The following is a 16077-nucleotide window of genomic DNA, read 5'->3' on the forward strand; positions in this document are numbered from 1 at the left end:
CTCAGCGACGGCTGAACACCGCGACCGTCCGGGCCGGAACGGTGAACGTGCCCGAACCCTCCTCGTACGAGCTCGACTTCACCGTGGCATCGCCACCGGCCGCCTGCACCGGGTGCAGCCCGTACCCATGACCCGCCAGGTCCGCGACCCGCTGCGCCTGCCGATCCGGCGTCGCGTTGAAGACCACGACCAGGGAGCCGAGCCGCATCGTGATCACACCCGGCGTCTCGTCCTTGCCCGAGAGCGGGAACGAGAGCGCGGACTGCACCTCACCCGCCGTGGCCAGCCGGAACGCCGGATCGGTCGTACGGATCTTCAGTAGGTCCCGGTAGGCGGCCGAGGAGGACGTGATCTCCGGGCATCCGACCGCGAGCGTCGACGCCGTCAACAGGGGCTTCGCATAAGCCCACTTGGACTGATTGTCCGCCGCCGGCGGCAACCCGCGGCCGAAGCCGTTGCCGTCCGCGCAGTCCCAGTGGATCGCGTTGAACCAGTCGCCGCTGTCGAAGGAGTTGCGGTCCAGCGACTTGGAGCGCAGCAGATCCGTACCGGCCTGGGAGAGCGCCGGACCCTGCGAGAGCGTGGCGGTGGCCAGCGCGAGCACCTGCATCCTGGCCCGCTCGGCCGCCGGGGTGGAGCGCGGCAGCTTGAACGCGAGCGCGTCGTACAGCGACTCGTTGTCGTGCGCGTCGGTGTACGCGAGCGCGTCGCCCGGAGCGTCGGCGTACCCGGCAGGGGCGCCGTTGTAGTCGACGTCCGCGCCCTTGACCGTACGGCCCGAGGTGTCGGTGAAGGTGTACCCGGCCAGGTTGCCGGAGAGGCCGACCTTGATCAGGTCCTGGTAGTGCAGCAGCCGGGCCCGCTGCTGGGCCGGGGTGCCGTTGGCGGCCGAGGAGTTGGGGTCGGTGTAGAGGCCGGAGGCGAATCCCTGGACGCCGGGGTCCTCGTCGAAGGGGCCACCGCCGCGCACCGCGTCGCGCGCCCGGTCCGAGAAGGTCGCGATCCCGGTGCCCGCCATGTTCTTCTGGGTCGCCTGGACGAACCGGGCGTCGTCGGCGACCTCGCCGAAGTTCCAGCCCTCCCCGTACAGGACGATCTTCTTGCCGTCGACGCCGTCCTTTTCGGGCGTCAGCGCGTCGAGCGCCTTGCGGACCGCGAGGATGTTGGCCTTGGGGTGGTGGCCCATCAGGTCGAAGCGGAAGCCGTCGACCTTGTACTGCTTGGCCCAGGTGACCACCGAGTCCACGACGAGCTTGCCCATCATGGCGTTCTCGGGCGCGGTGTTGGCGCAGCAGGTGGAGGTGGCCACGGTGCCGTCGGCAAGCAGCCGCTGGTAGTAGCCGGGCACGATCTTGTCGAGGACCGACTTGTCGGCCTGGCCGCTCGCCACGGTGTGGTTGTAGACGACGTCCATCACCGTGCGCAGCCCGGCGCCGTTGAGGCCCTGGACCATCTGCCGGAACTCGACCGTGCGCCGGGTCCCCTCGGGGTCGCTCGCGTAAGAGCCCTCCGGAACCGTGAAGTGCAGCGGGTCGTACCCCCAGTTGTATGCGTCCTTGGCGGCGGTCTTCGCCACGCACGCCTGCTGCGCCGGTGAGTCCGGCGCGTACACCTTGAGGTCACAGGCGGGGACGGCCTGGTCGGACTTCTTCTCCGGGATGGTGCCGATGTCGAACGCCGGGAGGAGGTGGACGTACGAAGTCCCCGAGCCGGCAATCTCCTTGAGGTGCTTCATGCCGTTGGAGCCGGTGTCGGTGAAGGCGAGGTACTGGCCGGGGTGGCGGGAGGTGGGGTCCGCGATCGAGAAGTCGCGGATGTGCAGCTCCTGGATCTGCGCGGCGCGCAGCGGCACGGCGGCGGGCTTGCGCAGCGTCGCCCAGCCCTTGGGGGCGAGCTTCGGGTCGGCGAGGTCGACGACGAGGCCGCGGGCCGAGTCGGTGGTGAGGGCGGTGGCGTACGGGTCGGTGACCAGGTTGGTGACGACCTTCTGGACGCTGGGCACCCACACCGTCACGGCGTACCGGTACGGCTTGCCCGACCAGCTCCTGGGACCCGTCACCGACCAGACGCCGGACGCGTCGTCGCGGCGCATCGCGACCGTACGGCCGTCGAGTTCGAGGACGACCCGCTGGGCGGTGGGGGCCCAGAGCAAGAGTGTCGGACGCCCGCCGGTGAAGACGGGGCCGAGCGCGGCGCCGGTGGCCCGTGTGCTGTACAGGTCGTCGAGGACGCCCTGGGTCTGGACGCCGGTGGCGGCGAGCAGGGCGCCGTTGGCGAGGCGCTGGGTGGCGACGATCTGCCCGGTGAGGGCCTTTCCGGCCCGGGCGCGGTCGCGCGGGTCGACGGTGAACGCCGCGTACTTCTTGAGGTGCGGGAACCTGGCCTTCTGCGCGTCCGTCAGGCCGCCCGGCACGGGGGTGAGCCGCAGCCAGTGGCCGTCGCCGGTGAGGGCGCCGTCCTTGACGGCGAGACCGCCCTTCGGCGCGTACACCAGCTGGTAGCTCGCGGCCGTGGCGCCCGTGTCCCAGGCGACGGTGTCACGGTCGATCCACTGCGCCCGCGACTTCGACAGGTCGAGGTCGGCGGCGGAGCCGGACGTCATGGGCAGAAGGTACTTCTCGACCCCGCCCAGTAGCCACACCTCGTGCGAGGACGGCGAGAAGTCCAGGGAGCGGTCGGAGCCGAACTCCTTGGTGTCGCCCTTGTGGAGGATGTAACTCAGGCTCGACGCGCCCTCCTTGAGGGGCACCTCGAAGACCGCGCCGAAGGCGTCGGTGCGCACCGGCGGAAGCGGGCTCGACCAGTCGGTGGGCGTCGCGGCCCCCGTCCAGGTGTGGATTCCCCAGCCGCTGTAGTCGCCGTCGGCGCGCTGGTAGTGGATGACGGCCTTGGTGGTGTCCTGCGGCGGATAGGTGCCGGCGGGCGGCGCGGTCAGTACCGCGTCCTTGCCCTGCTCGACCCAGATCTCGCCGGCCCGGCCGACGTCGATGGTGCGGTCGGCCAGGACGTCCTTGTTGCCGTCCTTGTCGATGACGAGGAACCCGACGCTGGAGGCACCCGGCTTGAGCTTGACGTGGGCGAAGGCGCCGTAGGCGTCGCGGCCCGCGAAGGCGTGGCCCGCGGGCCAGGTGGTGGACTCGCCGTCGGCGAGGTCGCCCCAGGCGTACAGCCGCCAGTCGGTGTAGTCGCCCGCCGGGCGCTTGTAGTGGACCACGGCGTAGTCGCGCCGGGTCGCGGTGGGCACCGGTTCCGCGGCGGGGGCGCCGCTGGTGGTCTCGGCGGTCGCGCTCGCGGTGCGTCCGGCCGAGTCGACGACAACGGCCTTGTAGCGCAGGGGCGTTCCGGCCGCGAGGGTCGCGGGCAGGTGCTGGACGACCTTGTACGGGGCGTGGTCGGCGGAGCCGAGGACCTGCCACTTACCGGTGCCGGCCCGGGCGGCGAACACCACCCGGTTCAGCTGACCGCCGACGGTGTCCGCCGCGATCTCGACGTCACCGGTGGCGCCCGCCGCCGGGGCCTTGAGGGTGAGCGAGGGCCGCGCGGCCGGGGCGCCCAGGGGCTTTGCCGCCTTGTAGACGACGGCGGAGAGGGCGGGCACCCGCACCGCGACGCGGCGGTCGGCGGCGCTGGTGAGCGTGCCGGACGCGCCGTAGATCCCCGTGAACGCGGTGTTCGCGGAGCCGGTCGCGAACTCGGCGGTCTTCTCCTCGGCCGCGTTGTTGACGGCGACGACGTACTCGGTCCCGGTCTTCGCGTCGGTGCGGGAGAAGGCGTAGACGCCCTTGCCCTGCGCCGCGTACCGCTCGCTCTGCACACCGTCCGCGAGCGCCGGGTTCTGCCTGCGGAGCTTCGAGAGAGCGGCGATCGCCTTGTAGAGCGGGTGCTCCGGATCGAAAGCACTGCTCGCGTGCGTACGGGTCGTACCGATCTGGGCGTCGTCCAGATAGTCGGCGACCTTGGACGCGAACATGGTCTGCCGGGCGTCCTTGTCGCCGCCCGCGCCCGTGAAGCCCTGCTCGTCGCCGTAGTAGACGACGGGGTTGCCCCGGCTGAGGAACATCAGCTCGTGGGCGAGCCTGTCGCGCCGCAGCAGCTCGGCGGCATCGGCCCGCGGGTTGTCCTGGACCAGGAAGCTGCCGATCCGGCCCATGTCGTGATTGCCGAGGAAGGTCACCTGCTCATAGGCGTTGGCCTTGTCGGTGGTGTAGCGGTAGTCCTGGCCGAGGGCCGCGGCCAGGTCGCCTGCCGGGCCGCCCTGCGAGACGTAACTGCGCATGGCCTGCTGGTAGGGGAAGTCCAGGGTCGCGTCGAGTCTGCCCCGGGTGACGTACGGGGAGGTCACGGCCGGGTCCGCGGAGTACACCTCGCCGTAGATGAAGAAGTCCTTGCGCCCATGCTTCGCCGCGTAGGCGTCCAGCGCGGTCGCCCACTGGGTCCAGAAGTCCATGTCGACGTGCTTGACCGTGTCGACGCGGAAGCCGTCCACGTCGAAGTCCTTCACCCACTTCTCGTAGATCTTCTCCATGCCCCGCACGACCTCGGGCCGCTCGGTCCACAGGTCGTCGAGCCCGGAGAAGTCCCCGTACTCCGCGCTCTCACCGGCGAAGGTCGAGTCCCCCCGGTTGTGGTACAGCGTCGGGTCGTTGAGCCACGCCGGGACCTTGGCGTTCTTCTCGGCGGCGGGCACGGTCGGCGTGTACGGGAAGGAGCCGGGGCCGACATCCGGGAAGCCCTTGCCGCCGGCCGCGTAGGCACTGTCGTCGAACGGCACGCCGTCCTTGGTCAGATACGGGAACGCGCCCTTGGAGAGGTACGGGGAGCTCTGCCCGGTGTGGCCGATGACGTCGGCGGTGTGGTTGGTGATGACGTCGAAGAAGACCTTCATGCCCTTGGCGTGGGCCTTGTCGATCAGCCGCGCCAGATCGGCGTTGGTGCCGAAGTGCGGGTCGACCTGGGTGAAGTCGGTGATCCAGTAGCCGTGGTACCCGGCGCTCTGGTCGGCGCCGGTGCCCTGGACCGGCTTGTTCTTGAAGATCGGCGCCAGCCAGATCGCGGTGCTGCCGAGCCCCTTGATGTAGTCCAGCTTCCGCGTCAGGCCCTTGAGGTCGCCGCCCTGGTAGAAGCCCTTGTCGGCCGGGTCGTAGCCCGTCACCGAGCGGCTGCCGGTCAGACCGCCCCTGTTGTTGGCGCCGTGGCCGTCGGCGAACCGGTCCGGCAGGACGAAGTAGGGCTGCTCCCGGGTGAGTTCGTGCCGGGCGGGCTCGGCGGCGAGCCGGGCGTCGGACGGCGGGGCCGGGGGCGCAGCCGGCGCCGGATGCGCCGCGGGCGCGGCCGACGCCAGCAGCGCGAGGGCCACGGCGGCGGTGACGGCGGTTCGGCGCGGAGAGCCGATCACGGGACGTACTCCTTCGACAGGGGGGCTACGGGGTGCGGGGCACGGGGAGAGCGTCGCGCCGGGGGTGTTCACGTCACTTGCCGCCGCATGTCCTGGCGTCGACGTGCAGGGCGAGCGCGGTGTCCGGGGCGAGGGTCGCGGTGAACTGCCCGCTGCCGTCGACCGTGACGCTCCTGCCGCTCTGCACGTCGCAGTAGCCACCCGCGGGCAACGACGTCTGGAAGGTGCGGGTGAGCGGGGAGCCCTCGTGATTGATGGCCACGTACGCCTTGGCGCCGCGGCCGAAGGCGATGGCGTTGCCGCCGTTGTCCCACCAGTTGGCGACCGCCGCGTTGCCCGCCGCGTTGCGGAACTTGACCATGGAGCGGACCTCGGGCCAGGCGTGCTGGCACTTCCACCCGTCGCTGTAACAGGCGTTCACCTGGCCGTTGTTGGGCGGGCCCGCGTCCTTGTCGCTGAACACATAGCCGGAGTGGACGTCCGGGGAGCCGTAGGGCCAGGCCAGCATGAAGACGTGGGCCAGGGTGTACCGGGCGCCGTCGTTGTAGGTGAGCGTCTGGCCGCCGCGCTCGGTGTCGTGGTTGTCGACGAAGACCGAGGCCTTGCCCGAGGCCATGTAGCCCCAGCCCTCGCCGAAGTTCTTCAGATACGCGAGCTTCTCGTTGTTGAACACCCGCTTGAGGTCCCAGGAGTAGCGGAACTCCTGGGCGTCGCCGGTGGTGACGTACTCGGTGGGCTGTACGGCCTCGCCCGCGCCGGAGATCGTCTCCTGCTTCCAGTAGACGCCCGGGTTGCTCAGCCGGGACTTGATGGCGGCGAGGTCGTCCTCGGGTATGTGCTTGGCCGCGTCGACGCGGAAGCCGTCGACGCCGAGCGAGAGCAGGTCGTTCAGGTATCCGGCGACGGTGTTGCGGACGTACTCCTCGCCGGTGTCGAGGTCGGCCAGGCCGACGAGCTCGCAGTGCTGGACGTTCCAGCGGTCCTGGTAGTTGGTGATCTCGGACTTGCAGTCGTCCAGGTCGGCGCCGGAGTACGTGCCGGGGTAGTTGTACTTGGTGTAGGCCGACCCGGCGGATCCGGTGCCGGAGCCGCTCGTCATGTGGTTGATCACCGAGTCGGCGACGACCTTGACGCCCGCCGCGTGACAGGTGTCCACCATGGAGCGGAAGGCGGCGCGGTCGCCGAGCCGGCTGCCGATCTTGTAGCTGACGGGCTGGTACGCGGTCCACCAGGCGGCGCCCTGTATACGTTCCTGGGGCGGGGACACCTGGACGTATCCATAGCCGTCGGGGCCGAGTTCACTGGTGCAGGCCTTGGCGACCGAGGCGAAGTTCCACTCGAAGAGGACGGCGGTCACGTCCTTGGGCCCGGGTGCGGCGGCCTGCGCCTGCGGGGCGCCGAGGACGACGCTGCTCGCGGCCCCCGCGACGAGCGCGACGGCGGCGGCCAGTGATCTGCGCGTGCGGCGGGTGCGGGGGGTGCCGGCGGTACGAGCGTCCATGGGGGGGACCTCCGTGCGGGGATACGGGGGGCGGAGCGACCTCCCGGGCGGCGCGGCCCGGCCACCCCAGGAGGACTCTGAATGTTCTTGCTGAAACAACCGGAAAGCTATTGCGGTCGAGACCGTAGGCGGCCCGGACGGCCTGGTCAACCCTTTGGACACACCGTCGCCATACCTGGGAAATCTCACCGCTTTCTCTCCGCAAAGCCTTTCGCAAGAGATTGCAGTGGTGTTACGTTCAACGACACCTCGGGCCCGGACGTGCCCCGCACGGGCCCCGAACGGCAGGAGCCGCCGCACCGAACGGTGCGGCGGCTCCTGGAAATCGGATGGACGGGGTCTCAGAAGCCGATCGCCTCGCGGACGAGCACCACGGTGCTGCGCTGCGGAACGACCTCGCGGCTGTTGATCAGGATCTTGGCGACGACACTGCGCTTGCCGTACGCGTGCTGGGCACGGACGTCCTCCTTGGGCAGCGAGTACGTCTCGACGCGGCGCAGCGCGGTGTCCAGGTCGGCGACGACCTTCTGGGCGCCGACCACCCAGACCGTCCGGCTCGCGCCGAACGCGTACGCGGCGAGCTGGCTGCCGCTGGCGGAGGCGGTGACGAGGCGGCCGTCCTCGGTCACGGCGTGCACGCTGCCGACGACGACGTCGGGCGCGGAACGCGTGGTGCGCATGTCGTCGTTGCGGGCGCGCGGGTCCCAGTCGGCCTGCTCGGCACGGATGCTCTTGAACCGGCCCGACGCGTCGATGTCCTCCTGGATCCCGGAGAGCCGCAGGGTCTCGCTGGTCGAGGCGAGGATCGCCTTGTCGGTCGGCAGGGCCTCGGCGACGAGCTCGCGGGCGTCGGCGGCGGTGTCCACTATGTGCACGGCAAACCCGTTGCCGCGCAGGGCCTCGGCGGCCCGTTCGATGCTCTCGGCGCTCGCGGCGACCGCGAAGGTCTCGTCGGCGGGCAGTGTGGTGATGGTCTTCTCGCTCATGATCAGAAAACCTAGCGCCGGGACGCGAGTCTCGTTCGAGCGTCGCTGGATCGGGCAACTGCGGCGCCCGGGCCATCGCATAGGCTCGGCCACGACATGAAGAGCAACCTCGCCCCGCTGGCGCCCAAGGCCGACAAGGACACCGTGCGGCGGCACAACCTCAGCCTGGTGCTCCGGGCGGTCCACGACGAGGGCGAGACGACCCGGGCGGGCGTCGCGGCGCGCGTCGGGCTGACCCGGGCGGCCGTATCTTCCCTGGTGGAGCAGCTCATGGAGGGCGGCTTCCTCACGGAGTCGGGCAAGACGTTCAGCGGGCAGGCGGGCCGGCCCGGCACCGTCCTCAAGCCGGCCAGGACCGGCGCGGCCGGGGTCGGCGTCGAGATCAACGTCGACTACGTGACCGTGTGCGTGGTGGATCTGGCCGGAACCGACCGGGTGCGCCTCACCGAGCATCTGGACAACCGGGGCACGGCGCCTGCCGAGGTGCTGGCCCGGGCGGCCCGGATCGCCTCGCACGCGCTGGACTCCGCCCGGCAGCAGGAGCTGCGGCCCGCCGGGGTGACGCTCGCCCTGCCGGGCCTGGTCGCGGGCGGTACTGTTCGCCAGGCACCGAACCTGGGCTGGAACGGCGTCCCGGCCGACGCCCTGTTCGCCCGGGCGCTCACGGAGTGCCCGGGCACCCTTGCCCTGCCGGTGAGTTCGGAGAACGAGGCCAACCTCGCGGCGCTCGCCGAGCTCTGGTTCGGCGGCTCCGGCGAGGCCCGTACGTTCCTCTACCTCTCCGGCGAGATCGGCGTGGGCGGCGCCCTCGTCCTCGACGGCGAACTCCTGCGCGGCGCCCACGGCTTCGCCGGGGAGATCGGCCACGTCCCGGTGGACCCGGCCGGCCCCGCCTGCCGCTGCGGGGCGCGGGGCTGCCTGGAGCAGTACGCGGGCCAGTCGGCGCTGCTGCGCGGCGCGGGCATCGACGAGGACGCCGGGGCGGCGGGCGTGGCCGAGCTGGAGCGCCGGGCGCGGGCGGGCGACGAGCGCGCGCTGGCGGCGCTGGGCACGGCCGGGCTGATGCTGGGCCGGGTGCTCGCGGGCGCGGTGAACCTCGTCGACCCGGAGGCCGTGGTGCTCGGCGGTGTCTACCGCGCACTGGCGCCGTGGCTGTCGCCCCCGGCCGAGGCCGAGCTCGCCGCCCGGGTGGTGTCGGGCCTGTGGCCCCGCGACAGCGGCCGCCTGCGCGCCTCGTCCCTCGCGGGGGACGCGGCGCGGGGCGCGGCGGCCCTGGTGGTGGAGGCGGTCCTCGACGACCCGGCGGGGTGGACGGAGGGGACGGCGGGCTGAGCCGGGCGGCTCGACCCCGGCTTCAGGAGGCGTCCGCTCGCCCGGAGAGGCGTCCCGCCCGGCGCCGTCGACCCCAGCCGGGCTGTCCGCCCGGGCGACACCCCTGCCCCCGGACGCACCCCTCAGCGCACCCCCATCAAGTGCTCCATCGCCAGCTGGTCCAGCTGCTCGAACGCCATGCCGCGCGCCCCCGCCGCCTCCGCGTCGAAGTCCTCGAAGGCCGAGCGGTCCCCGAGCAGCCCGGCCAGGCCGTCCGCCGCCGTCGGGCGGGCGAGGTCGTCGAGGCGGGAGGCCCGCAGCGCCTCCCGTACCGCCGGGTCGGCACGGAACGCCGCCGAACGCTCCCGCAGAATCAGATAGTTGCGCATGTTCCCCGCCGCCGAGGCCCACACCCCGTCGGCGTCCTCCGTGCGCGGCGGCTTGAAGTCGAAGTGGCGGGGGCCCTCGTACCCCGCCGACTCCAGGAGGTCGACCAGCCAGAACGCGTCCCGCAGGTTCCCCGCCCCGAACCGCAGGTCCTGGTCGTACTTGATGCCGGACTGACCGTTGAGGTCGATGTGGAAGAGCTTCTCGGCCCAGAGCGCCTGGGCGATCCCGTGGGTGAAGTTGAGCCCGGCCATCTGCTCGTGCCCGGTCTCCGGGTTGACCCCGACCAGCTCCGGGCGCTCCAGACGCTCGATGAAGGCGAGCGCGTGCCCCACCGTGGGCAGCAGGATGTCGCCGCGCGGCTCGTTCGGCTTGGGCTCGACCGCGAACCGCAGGTCGTACCCCTGGCTCACCACGTACTCGCCCAGCAGGTCGAAGGCCTCCTTCATCCGGTCCAGCGCCACCCGTACGTCCTTCGCGGCCCCGGACTCCGCGCCCTCGCGGCCACCCCACGCCACGTACACCCGGGCGCCGAGCTCCACGGCCAGGTCGATGTTGCGGATCGTCTTGCGCAGCGCGTACCGGCGTACGTCCCGGTCGTTGGCGGTGAAGGCGCCGTCCTTGAAGACGGGGTGGGTGAAAAGGTTGGTGGTGGCCATCGGCACCGCGAGGCCGGTGGCGTCGAGCGCCGCCCGGAAGCGCTTGATGTGGGCGCTCCGGTCGGCGCCGGACGCGCCGAACGGGATCAGGTCGTCGTCGTGGAAGGTCACCCCGTACGCCCCGAGCTCCGCGAGCCGGTGGACCGTCGCGACCGGGTCGAGGGCGGGCCGGGTCGCGTCGCCGAACGGGTCGCGCCCCTGCCAGCCCACGGTCCACAGACCGAAGGTGAACTTGTCCTCGGGGGTGGGAGTGAAGCGTTCCGTCATCGTCGTGTCCACCTCGGTGCGGGGCGCCCGACGGCCCCTGCGGCTATTTGTTTGCTGACCTTACGAATATGACATGATCGCGGCGGCTTCCGTAACCCCGGGCCTTCATCTAATTTGTTTCGCGCACGCTCAAATGCTCGCTCGCCCATCGGGACCGGCCAAGAACCGGGTCCGCCCGCAGGAGAAGGGGTGCCCGGATGCCGCAGGCCCCGGTCGTCATCGGTGTGGACAGCTCCACCCAGTCCACCAAGGCGCTGCTCGCCGACGCGGAGACCGGGCGGCCGCTCGCCGTCGGCCGCGCCCCGCACCGGGTCGACGGCGCCGCCGGGGCCCGCGAGAGCGACCCCGAGCTGTGGTGGCGGGCGCTGTGCGCGGCGGTCGCGGCCGGGCTGAAGGAGGCGGGGGTGGCCGCGTCCGCCGTCACCGGCATCGCGGTCGCCGGACAGCAGCACGGCCTGGTCGTCGTGGACCGCGCCGGGCGCCCGCTGCGCCCGGCGCTGCTCTGGAACGACACCCGCTCGGCCCCGCAGGCCGCCGCCCTCACCGAGGCGCTCGGCGGCCCGGCCGCCTGGACCGCGCGCACCGGCTCGGTGCCCGTCGCCGCCGTGACCGCCGCCAAGTGGCGCTGGCTGCAGGAGAACGAGCCCGCGCACGCCTCGGCCGCCGCCGGGGTGCGCCTCCCCCACGACTTCCTCACCGAGCGCCTCGCCGGAGTCGCCGCGACCGACCCCGGGGACGCCTCGGGCACCGGCTGGTACTCGACGGCGACCGGCTCCTACGACGCCGGACTGCTCGAACTCCTCGGCCTGGACGCCCACTCGCTGCCCGAGGTCGCCGCCACCGGGGCCACCCGGGTGGGATCCCTGACGGCCCGGGCCGCCGAGGCGCTCGGGCTGCCCGCCGGGATCGCGGTCGCCGCCGGGACCGGCGACAACATGGCCGCGGCCGTGGGCCTCGGGCTCGGCGGCGCGGGCCTGCTCGACCACCCCGTGCTCAGCCTCGGCACCTCCGGCACGGTCTTCGCCGCCACCCGCACCCGGCCCGCCTCGCCCGCGCTCTCCGGGTTCGCCGCCACCGACGGCGCCTTCCTCCCGCTCGCCTGCACCCTCAACTGCACGCTCGCCGTCGACAAGGTCGCGGCCCTGCTCGGGCTCGGCCGCGACGACGCCGAACCCGGCGGCGAGGCGGTGCTCCTGCCGTACCTCGACGGCGAGCGCACCCCCGACCTGCCGGCCGCCGCCGGGCTGCTCACCGGCCTGCGCCACACCACCACCGGGCCCCAACTCCTGGGCGCGGCCTATGAAGGCGCGGTCTTCACCGCCCTGCGCGTCCTCGACGACCTGCTGCGCGCGTGCGGGCTCGACGCCGCCGGGGCCGCCGCTCGTCCGCTGCGGCTGATCGGCGGCGGCGCCCGGGGCCGTACCTGGGTCGAGACCGTACGACGGCTCTCCGGCCGGCCGCTGATCGTGCCCCGGGCCACCGAGCTGGTCGCGCTCGGCGCCGCCGCACTGGCCGCGGCGGCCGTCTCCGGCGCGGACCCGGTGGCGACCGCAGGCGCGTGGGGCACGGGCGCGGGCGCCGCGCTTGAGCCGGTCGCCCGTGACACCGCGGCCTGGGAGCGCATCGCCTCCGTCCTCGGCCGGGCGGCGCCGGTCCTCGGCTGAACGGGTCCGATGGCCGCCGCGGATCAGATCACTCGGGCCGACGCCGACCGCGACTTCGCCTTCCTGGCCGCGCCGGGGCGGGTGCCCGATCCGTACGGGGGTTCAAAGACAGGCTCTCAGGGGCCGCGTACTCACCGGCTCTCGCCCAGCAGCTCGGCCAGGGCGCTGTCCATGTCGAGGTCCTGGTTCTCGGCCTCCGCGGAGACGGCCGCGTAGGTGTGGAAGAGGAAGCGGCGCAGTGCCGCCGTGCCGAATTCGAGGAGCGCCAGGCCGTCCGGGGAGCGCAGCTCCACCATGGTCTGTGCCCGCCCGAGCGGCCACACGTGCACATCGCCGGTGCCGGCCGGGGCACTCAGTCCCCGGTCGATGAGGTCCCGGGCGAACACCCAGGTCACGCCCCCTTCGTGCAGGGAGACCTCGGGCGGGAAAACCATCCGGACGGCCAGCGGGTCGGAGCCGTCGTAGCTGAGGGTGACGGGGACGGGGACGCCGTGGGGTGCGTCGGTGACGAGGCGGGCCAGGACGGATTCTTCGACGGTGGTGGACATCGACTCGCTCCTTGCTGCCACTCCCGATCTGTGACCCGCATCACATCATCTCAATAGTCGCACATTCAACACCTTGCTTGAGATTTCGTGCGAAAGACCCGAATGAGGCCCGCGCGGCCAGGCCTGGCGAGCCCGCGGAAAAGGGGGCCTGGCACCACCCCGGTCCGGGGCCCAGCCCTCCTGACCGGGACCGCCTCTCGGACGGACGATCGTGGGCGACAGGTCGTACGAACGTGGGAGCAGGGGGCTCGGACATGAACGATCACACTCGGCGGAACGTGCTGCGCGGCGCGGCGGGCGCGGCCGCGGGGGGACTGCTCGCCGCGCGCGGCGCGGCGGTCGCGGCCGCCGCCGGCCTCGGCACACCGCACCCGTCGGCGCCGTCCGCCACAAGCCAACCGTTCCTGCACGGGGCCTTCGCCCCGGTCACCGAAGAGCGCACCGCCTTCGACCTCCCCGTCACCGGCCGCATCCCCCGCTCGCTCAACGGGCGCTATCTGCGCACCGGCCCCAATGTGCTCGGCCTGGAGGACCCCCGGGCCCACCACTGGATGCTGGGGGACGGCATGGTCCACGGGGTGCGGCTGCGGAACGGGCGGGCCGAGTGGTACCGCAACCGGTGGGTCCGCTCGGCCGCCGTCAAGGCCAAGCTCGGCGAGCCGCACCCCGGGCCCGTCCCCGAGGACGACTTCGCATGCAACACGCACGTCATCCCGTACAAGGGCCGGATCCTCGCCCTTCAGGAGAGCGGGCCGCTGCCGTACGAGCTCGACGGCGAGCTCAACACCCTGCGCCCGTACGACTTCCGCTCCACGCTGAGCGGCGCGTTCACCGCGCACACCAAGTACGACGCCCACGCCGACGAGCTGCACGCCATCACCTACTACCCGACCTGGGACCACGTCCGCCACCTCGTGGTCGACCGGACCGGGCGGGTCGCCCGTACGACGCGGATCCCCGTCGCCGACAGCCCGATGATGCACGACTTCGCGCTCACCGAGCGGCATGTGGTCCTCTTCGACCTGCCCGTCACCTTCGACGAGGCGGCGGCCGGGGCGGGCGCGCCCGTGCCGTACGTCTGGAACGACCGGCACCCGGCGCGGGTGGGCGTGCTGCCGCGTGCGGGCGGGAGCGTGCGCTGGTTCGAGGTGGACCCGGTCTTCTACTCGCACACCCTGAACGCCTATGACGACGGGGACTCGGTGGTCGTCGACCTCACCACGTTCCCGGCGCCGTTCTTCGTCGCGGGGAAGGGCTCCGACGGGCCCACCGCGCTCGGCACCGCCTCACTGGACCGCTGGACCGTCGACCTGGCGCACGGCAGGGTCCGCACCCGGCGCCTCGACGACCGGCCGCAGGAGTTCCCGCGCGTCAACGAGGCGCTGGTGTCCCGGCGCCACCGGTACGGGTACACGGCGGCCGCCGCCGAGATGTCCACCGCGTATCTGACGGCCGACGGTGTGCCGCCGGACCGCTCCTTCGGCAACGCCCTGATCAAGCACGACTTCCTGCGCGGCACCGCCCAGTCGCACCGGCTGCCGCGCGGTGCGGCGGTGGGCGAGGCGGTGTTCGTGTCCGCGCACGGGCCGGACCCGGACCCGGGGGCCGCCGAGGACGACGGCTACACGCTGGCGTACGTCCACGATCCGGAGCGCGGCGCCGCCGATCTGCTGATTCTGGCGGCGCAGGACTTCACCGGCAGGCCGCTGGCCCGGATCCATCTGCCGGGCCGGGTCCCGCTCGGCTTCCACGGCAGCTGGGTGGCGGACGCGTGAGGCTCTCAGCCGAGCTGACTGAGCATGCCCATCACCGAGTTGACCGCGCTGTGCAGTGAGGGGGCGGCGGCGGTGTCGGCGAAGTAGAAACCGAAGGCCGCGCAGATCACGGCGTGCGAGACCTTGGTGCCGCCCTTGCGGCAGAGGAGGAACGCGGCCACGGCGAGCGCGAGCATCAGGGGAAAGTGCACGGAGGGCACGGTGTTTCACCTCGTGACCCCGAGTCTGTCGAGCACCGGCCCGCCGCACCGAACGGCGGTGGGCCGGTGGAAAGCACCTCCGTCACGCTACGGCCGATGCTCACCCGTCGCCACACAGCCGGTCACCGGCCGTCATCGCCGCAGCTCGGGCGGGCCGGGGTCACACGGCGGTGGCGACGACCAGGCGGCAGCGGGGGCTGCCGTCAGGGCGCCGGCCGAGCTCGTCCAGTGCGTACAGCTCGACCCGGAACCCGGCGTCGGCGAGTTCCCGCGTCACGTCGCCGAGCGCGAAGTCCCGGTAGTACATGACGAATCGGGGCCGCCACAGCGCGTTGCGCACCCGCATCGCGGCGTCGAAGCCGAGCAGGGTCCAGTAGCCGAGGGAGCCGGGGCGGGCGGGCGCCGCGACCGGGAACGCGAAGCGGCCGCCGGGCGCGAGCACCGAGCGGACCTGGGAGAACAGGCCGGGCCGCTCGCGGGGAAGGAAGTGGCCGAACGCGCCGAAGCTCACGACGAGGTCGAAGGCGGCCGGTGCGAACGGCAGGGCACGGACGTCGGCCCGGATCCAGTCGACGGCCTCGCCCCCGGGCGTACGGGCGCGCGCGACCGCCAGCATCCCCGCGCTGAAGTCGACCGCGGCGATCCGCTCCCGGCACACCGCGCGCAGCACCGGGACGCCCGCGCCGGTGCCGCAGCACAGGTCGAGCCCGCGGCCGAAGGGGCCGAGTTCACAGAGGGTGCGCGCGACGGCGTCGAGGACCGGCTCGGGCGTCCGGTACGGGGTGAAGTCGAACTTCGGCGCCAGCAGGTCGTAGCCGTGCTCGACCGAAGACAGTGCCTGGACGGCGAGTTCACGCAGAGTAGGGCCCTGGGAAGCGGACATCGACCTCAGCCTATAGCCTCGGAAAAGGTACCAATCGAGCGGATGGGGAGCCGCAGAGACGGGAGAAAGCCATCGTGAAATCCACTCTGACACGTCGCTGTGCCCGGATGGCCGCGGCCAGTGCCCTGTCCGTCGCCCTGCTCGCCGGCGGATCCGCCGCGCTCGCGACGGCCGCGGGCCCCACCCCCAAACCATCTCCGAGCGGCAGCAAGTACGCGTCGGCGGCGCCGGGTTCGCTGACCATCAAGGCGAGCACCACCGAGGCCAAGGTGGGTGACAAGGTCACGTTCACCGGCCGGTCCAAGGGGCTGTCCGTCGGCAGCAAGGTCGTGCTCCAGCACAAGAACAAGGGCAAGTGGACGACCCTGCACGCCGACACCACCATCAAGCAGGGCAGCAGCTACTCCCTGGACTACAAGGTGAACACCAAGGGCAAGGAGGAGCTGCGGGTGATGGACGGCGCGACCGTCTCCCCGACGGTGACCGTCACCGTGAAGTGAC

The 16077-nt window shown here is 72.4% G+C and carries 10 protein-coding genes and 1 pseudogene; 4 read left to right on the forward strand and 7 right to left on the reverse strand.

All coding sequences use genetic code 11. From position 1 onward, the window contains the following. Position 1: 1 nt before the first annotated feature. The 3 genes and pseudogenes from pulA to OG965_RS07710 all read right to left on the reverse strand — a co-directional run bounded on the left by pulA (position 2) and on the right by OG965_RS07710 (position 7882). The gene (gene pulA, locus OG965_RS07700) at positions 2–5392 is read right to left on the reverse strand and encodes a pullulanase-type alpha-1,6-glucosidase (RefSeq protein ID WP_371656879.1); all 5391 of its coding nucleotides are present in this window, start codon (positions 5390–5392) and stop codon (positions 2–4) included. Positions 5393–5474: 82 nt separating this feature from the next. After that, positions 5475–6896: pseudogene (locus OG965_RS07705) on the reverse strand (alpha-amylase family protein); the annotation flags it as partial. Between the two features lie 341 nt (positions 6897–7237). After that, positions 7238–7882: an LUD domain-containing protein gene (locus OG965_RS07710; protein ID WP_371650495.1), complete on the reverse strand. Its 645-nt coding sequence runs from the start codon at positions 7880–7882 to the stop codon at positions 7238–7240. A gap of 96 nt (positions 7883–7978) precedes the next feature. Here OG965_RS07710 and OG965_RS07715 point away from each other — a divergent pair, with 96 nt between their 5' ends. After that, positions 7979–9214: an ROK family protein gene (locus OG965_RS07715; RefSeq protein ID WP_371650497.1), complete on the forward strand. Its 1236-nt coding sequence runs from the start codon at positions 7979–7981 to the stop codon at positions 9212–9214. 122 nt (positions 9215–9336) lie between these two features. On the opposite strand, the gene xylA is transcribed toward OG965_RS07715, so the two are convergent. Further along, the gene (gene xylA / locus OG965_RS07720; protein WP_371650499.1) at positions 9337–10506 is read right to left on the reverse strand and encodes a xylose isomerase; all 1170 of its coding nucleotides are present in this window, start codon (positions 10504–10506) and stop codon (positions 9337–9339) included. Positions 10507–10703: 197 nt separating this feature from the next. Between xylA and xylB the strand changes: the two genes are divergently transcribed. Beyond that, entirely contained in the window at positions 10704–12170 is a 1467-nt protein-coding gene (xylB, locus tag OG965_RS07725; protein WP_371650503.1) for a xylulokinase, read from the forward strand. 131 nt (positions 12171–12301) lie between these two features. Here xylB and OG965_RS07730 read toward each other — a convergent pair whose 3' ends face one another. After that, complete coding sequence (locus tag OG965_RS07730) at positions 12302–12718, reverse strand: SsgA family sporulation/cell division regulator (protein ID WP_371650506.1); 417 nt, start codon at positions 12716–12718, stop codon at positions 12302–12304. A gap of 254 nt (positions 12719–12972) precedes the next feature. Between OG965_RS07730 and OG965_RS07735 the strand changes: the two genes are divergently transcribed. After that, positions 12973–14493, forward strand: coding sequence for a carotenoid oxygenase family protein (locus tag OG965_RS07735; RefSeq protein ID WP_371650508.1), 1521 nt, complete (start codon positions 12973–12975; stop codon positions 14491–14493). A 5-nt stretch (positions 14494–14498) separates the two neighbouring features. Here the strand turns inward: OG965_RS07735 and OG965_RS07740 are convergent, their stop codons facing one another. Together OG965_RS07740 and OG965_RS07745 are read right to left on the reverse strand one after the other, a co-directional pair. Further along, positions 14499–14693 carry a DUF2304 domain-containing protein gene (locus OG965_RS07740; protein WP_371650510.1) on the reverse strand — a complete coding sequence of 65 codons (195 nt, stop codon included), beginning with the start codon at positions 14691–14693 and terminating at the stop codon, positions 14499–14501. 160 nt (positions 14694–14853) lie between these two features. Beyond that, a complete protein-coding gene (locus OG965_RS07745; RefSeq protein ID WP_371650512.1) occupies positions 14854–15576 on the reverse strand; it encodes a class I SAM-dependent methyltransferase in 723 nt (240 codons plus the stop codon). A gap of 74 nt (positions 15577–15650) precedes the next feature. Here OG965_RS07745 and OG965_RS07750 point away from each other — a divergent pair, with 74 nt between their 5' ends. Continuing rightward, positions 15651–16076, forward strand: coding sequence for a hypothetical protein (locus tag OG965_RS07750; RefSeq protein ID WP_371650514.1), 426 nt, complete (start codon positions 15651–15653; stop codon positions 16074–16076). Position 16077 lies beyond the last annotated feature (1 nt).

The sequence above is a fragment of the Streptomyces sp. NBC_00224 genome (genome assembly GCF_041435195.1).
In the GTDB taxonomy this organism is placed as follows: domain Bacteria; phylum Actinomycetota; class Actinomycetes; order Streptomycetales; family Streptomycetaceae; genus Streptomyces.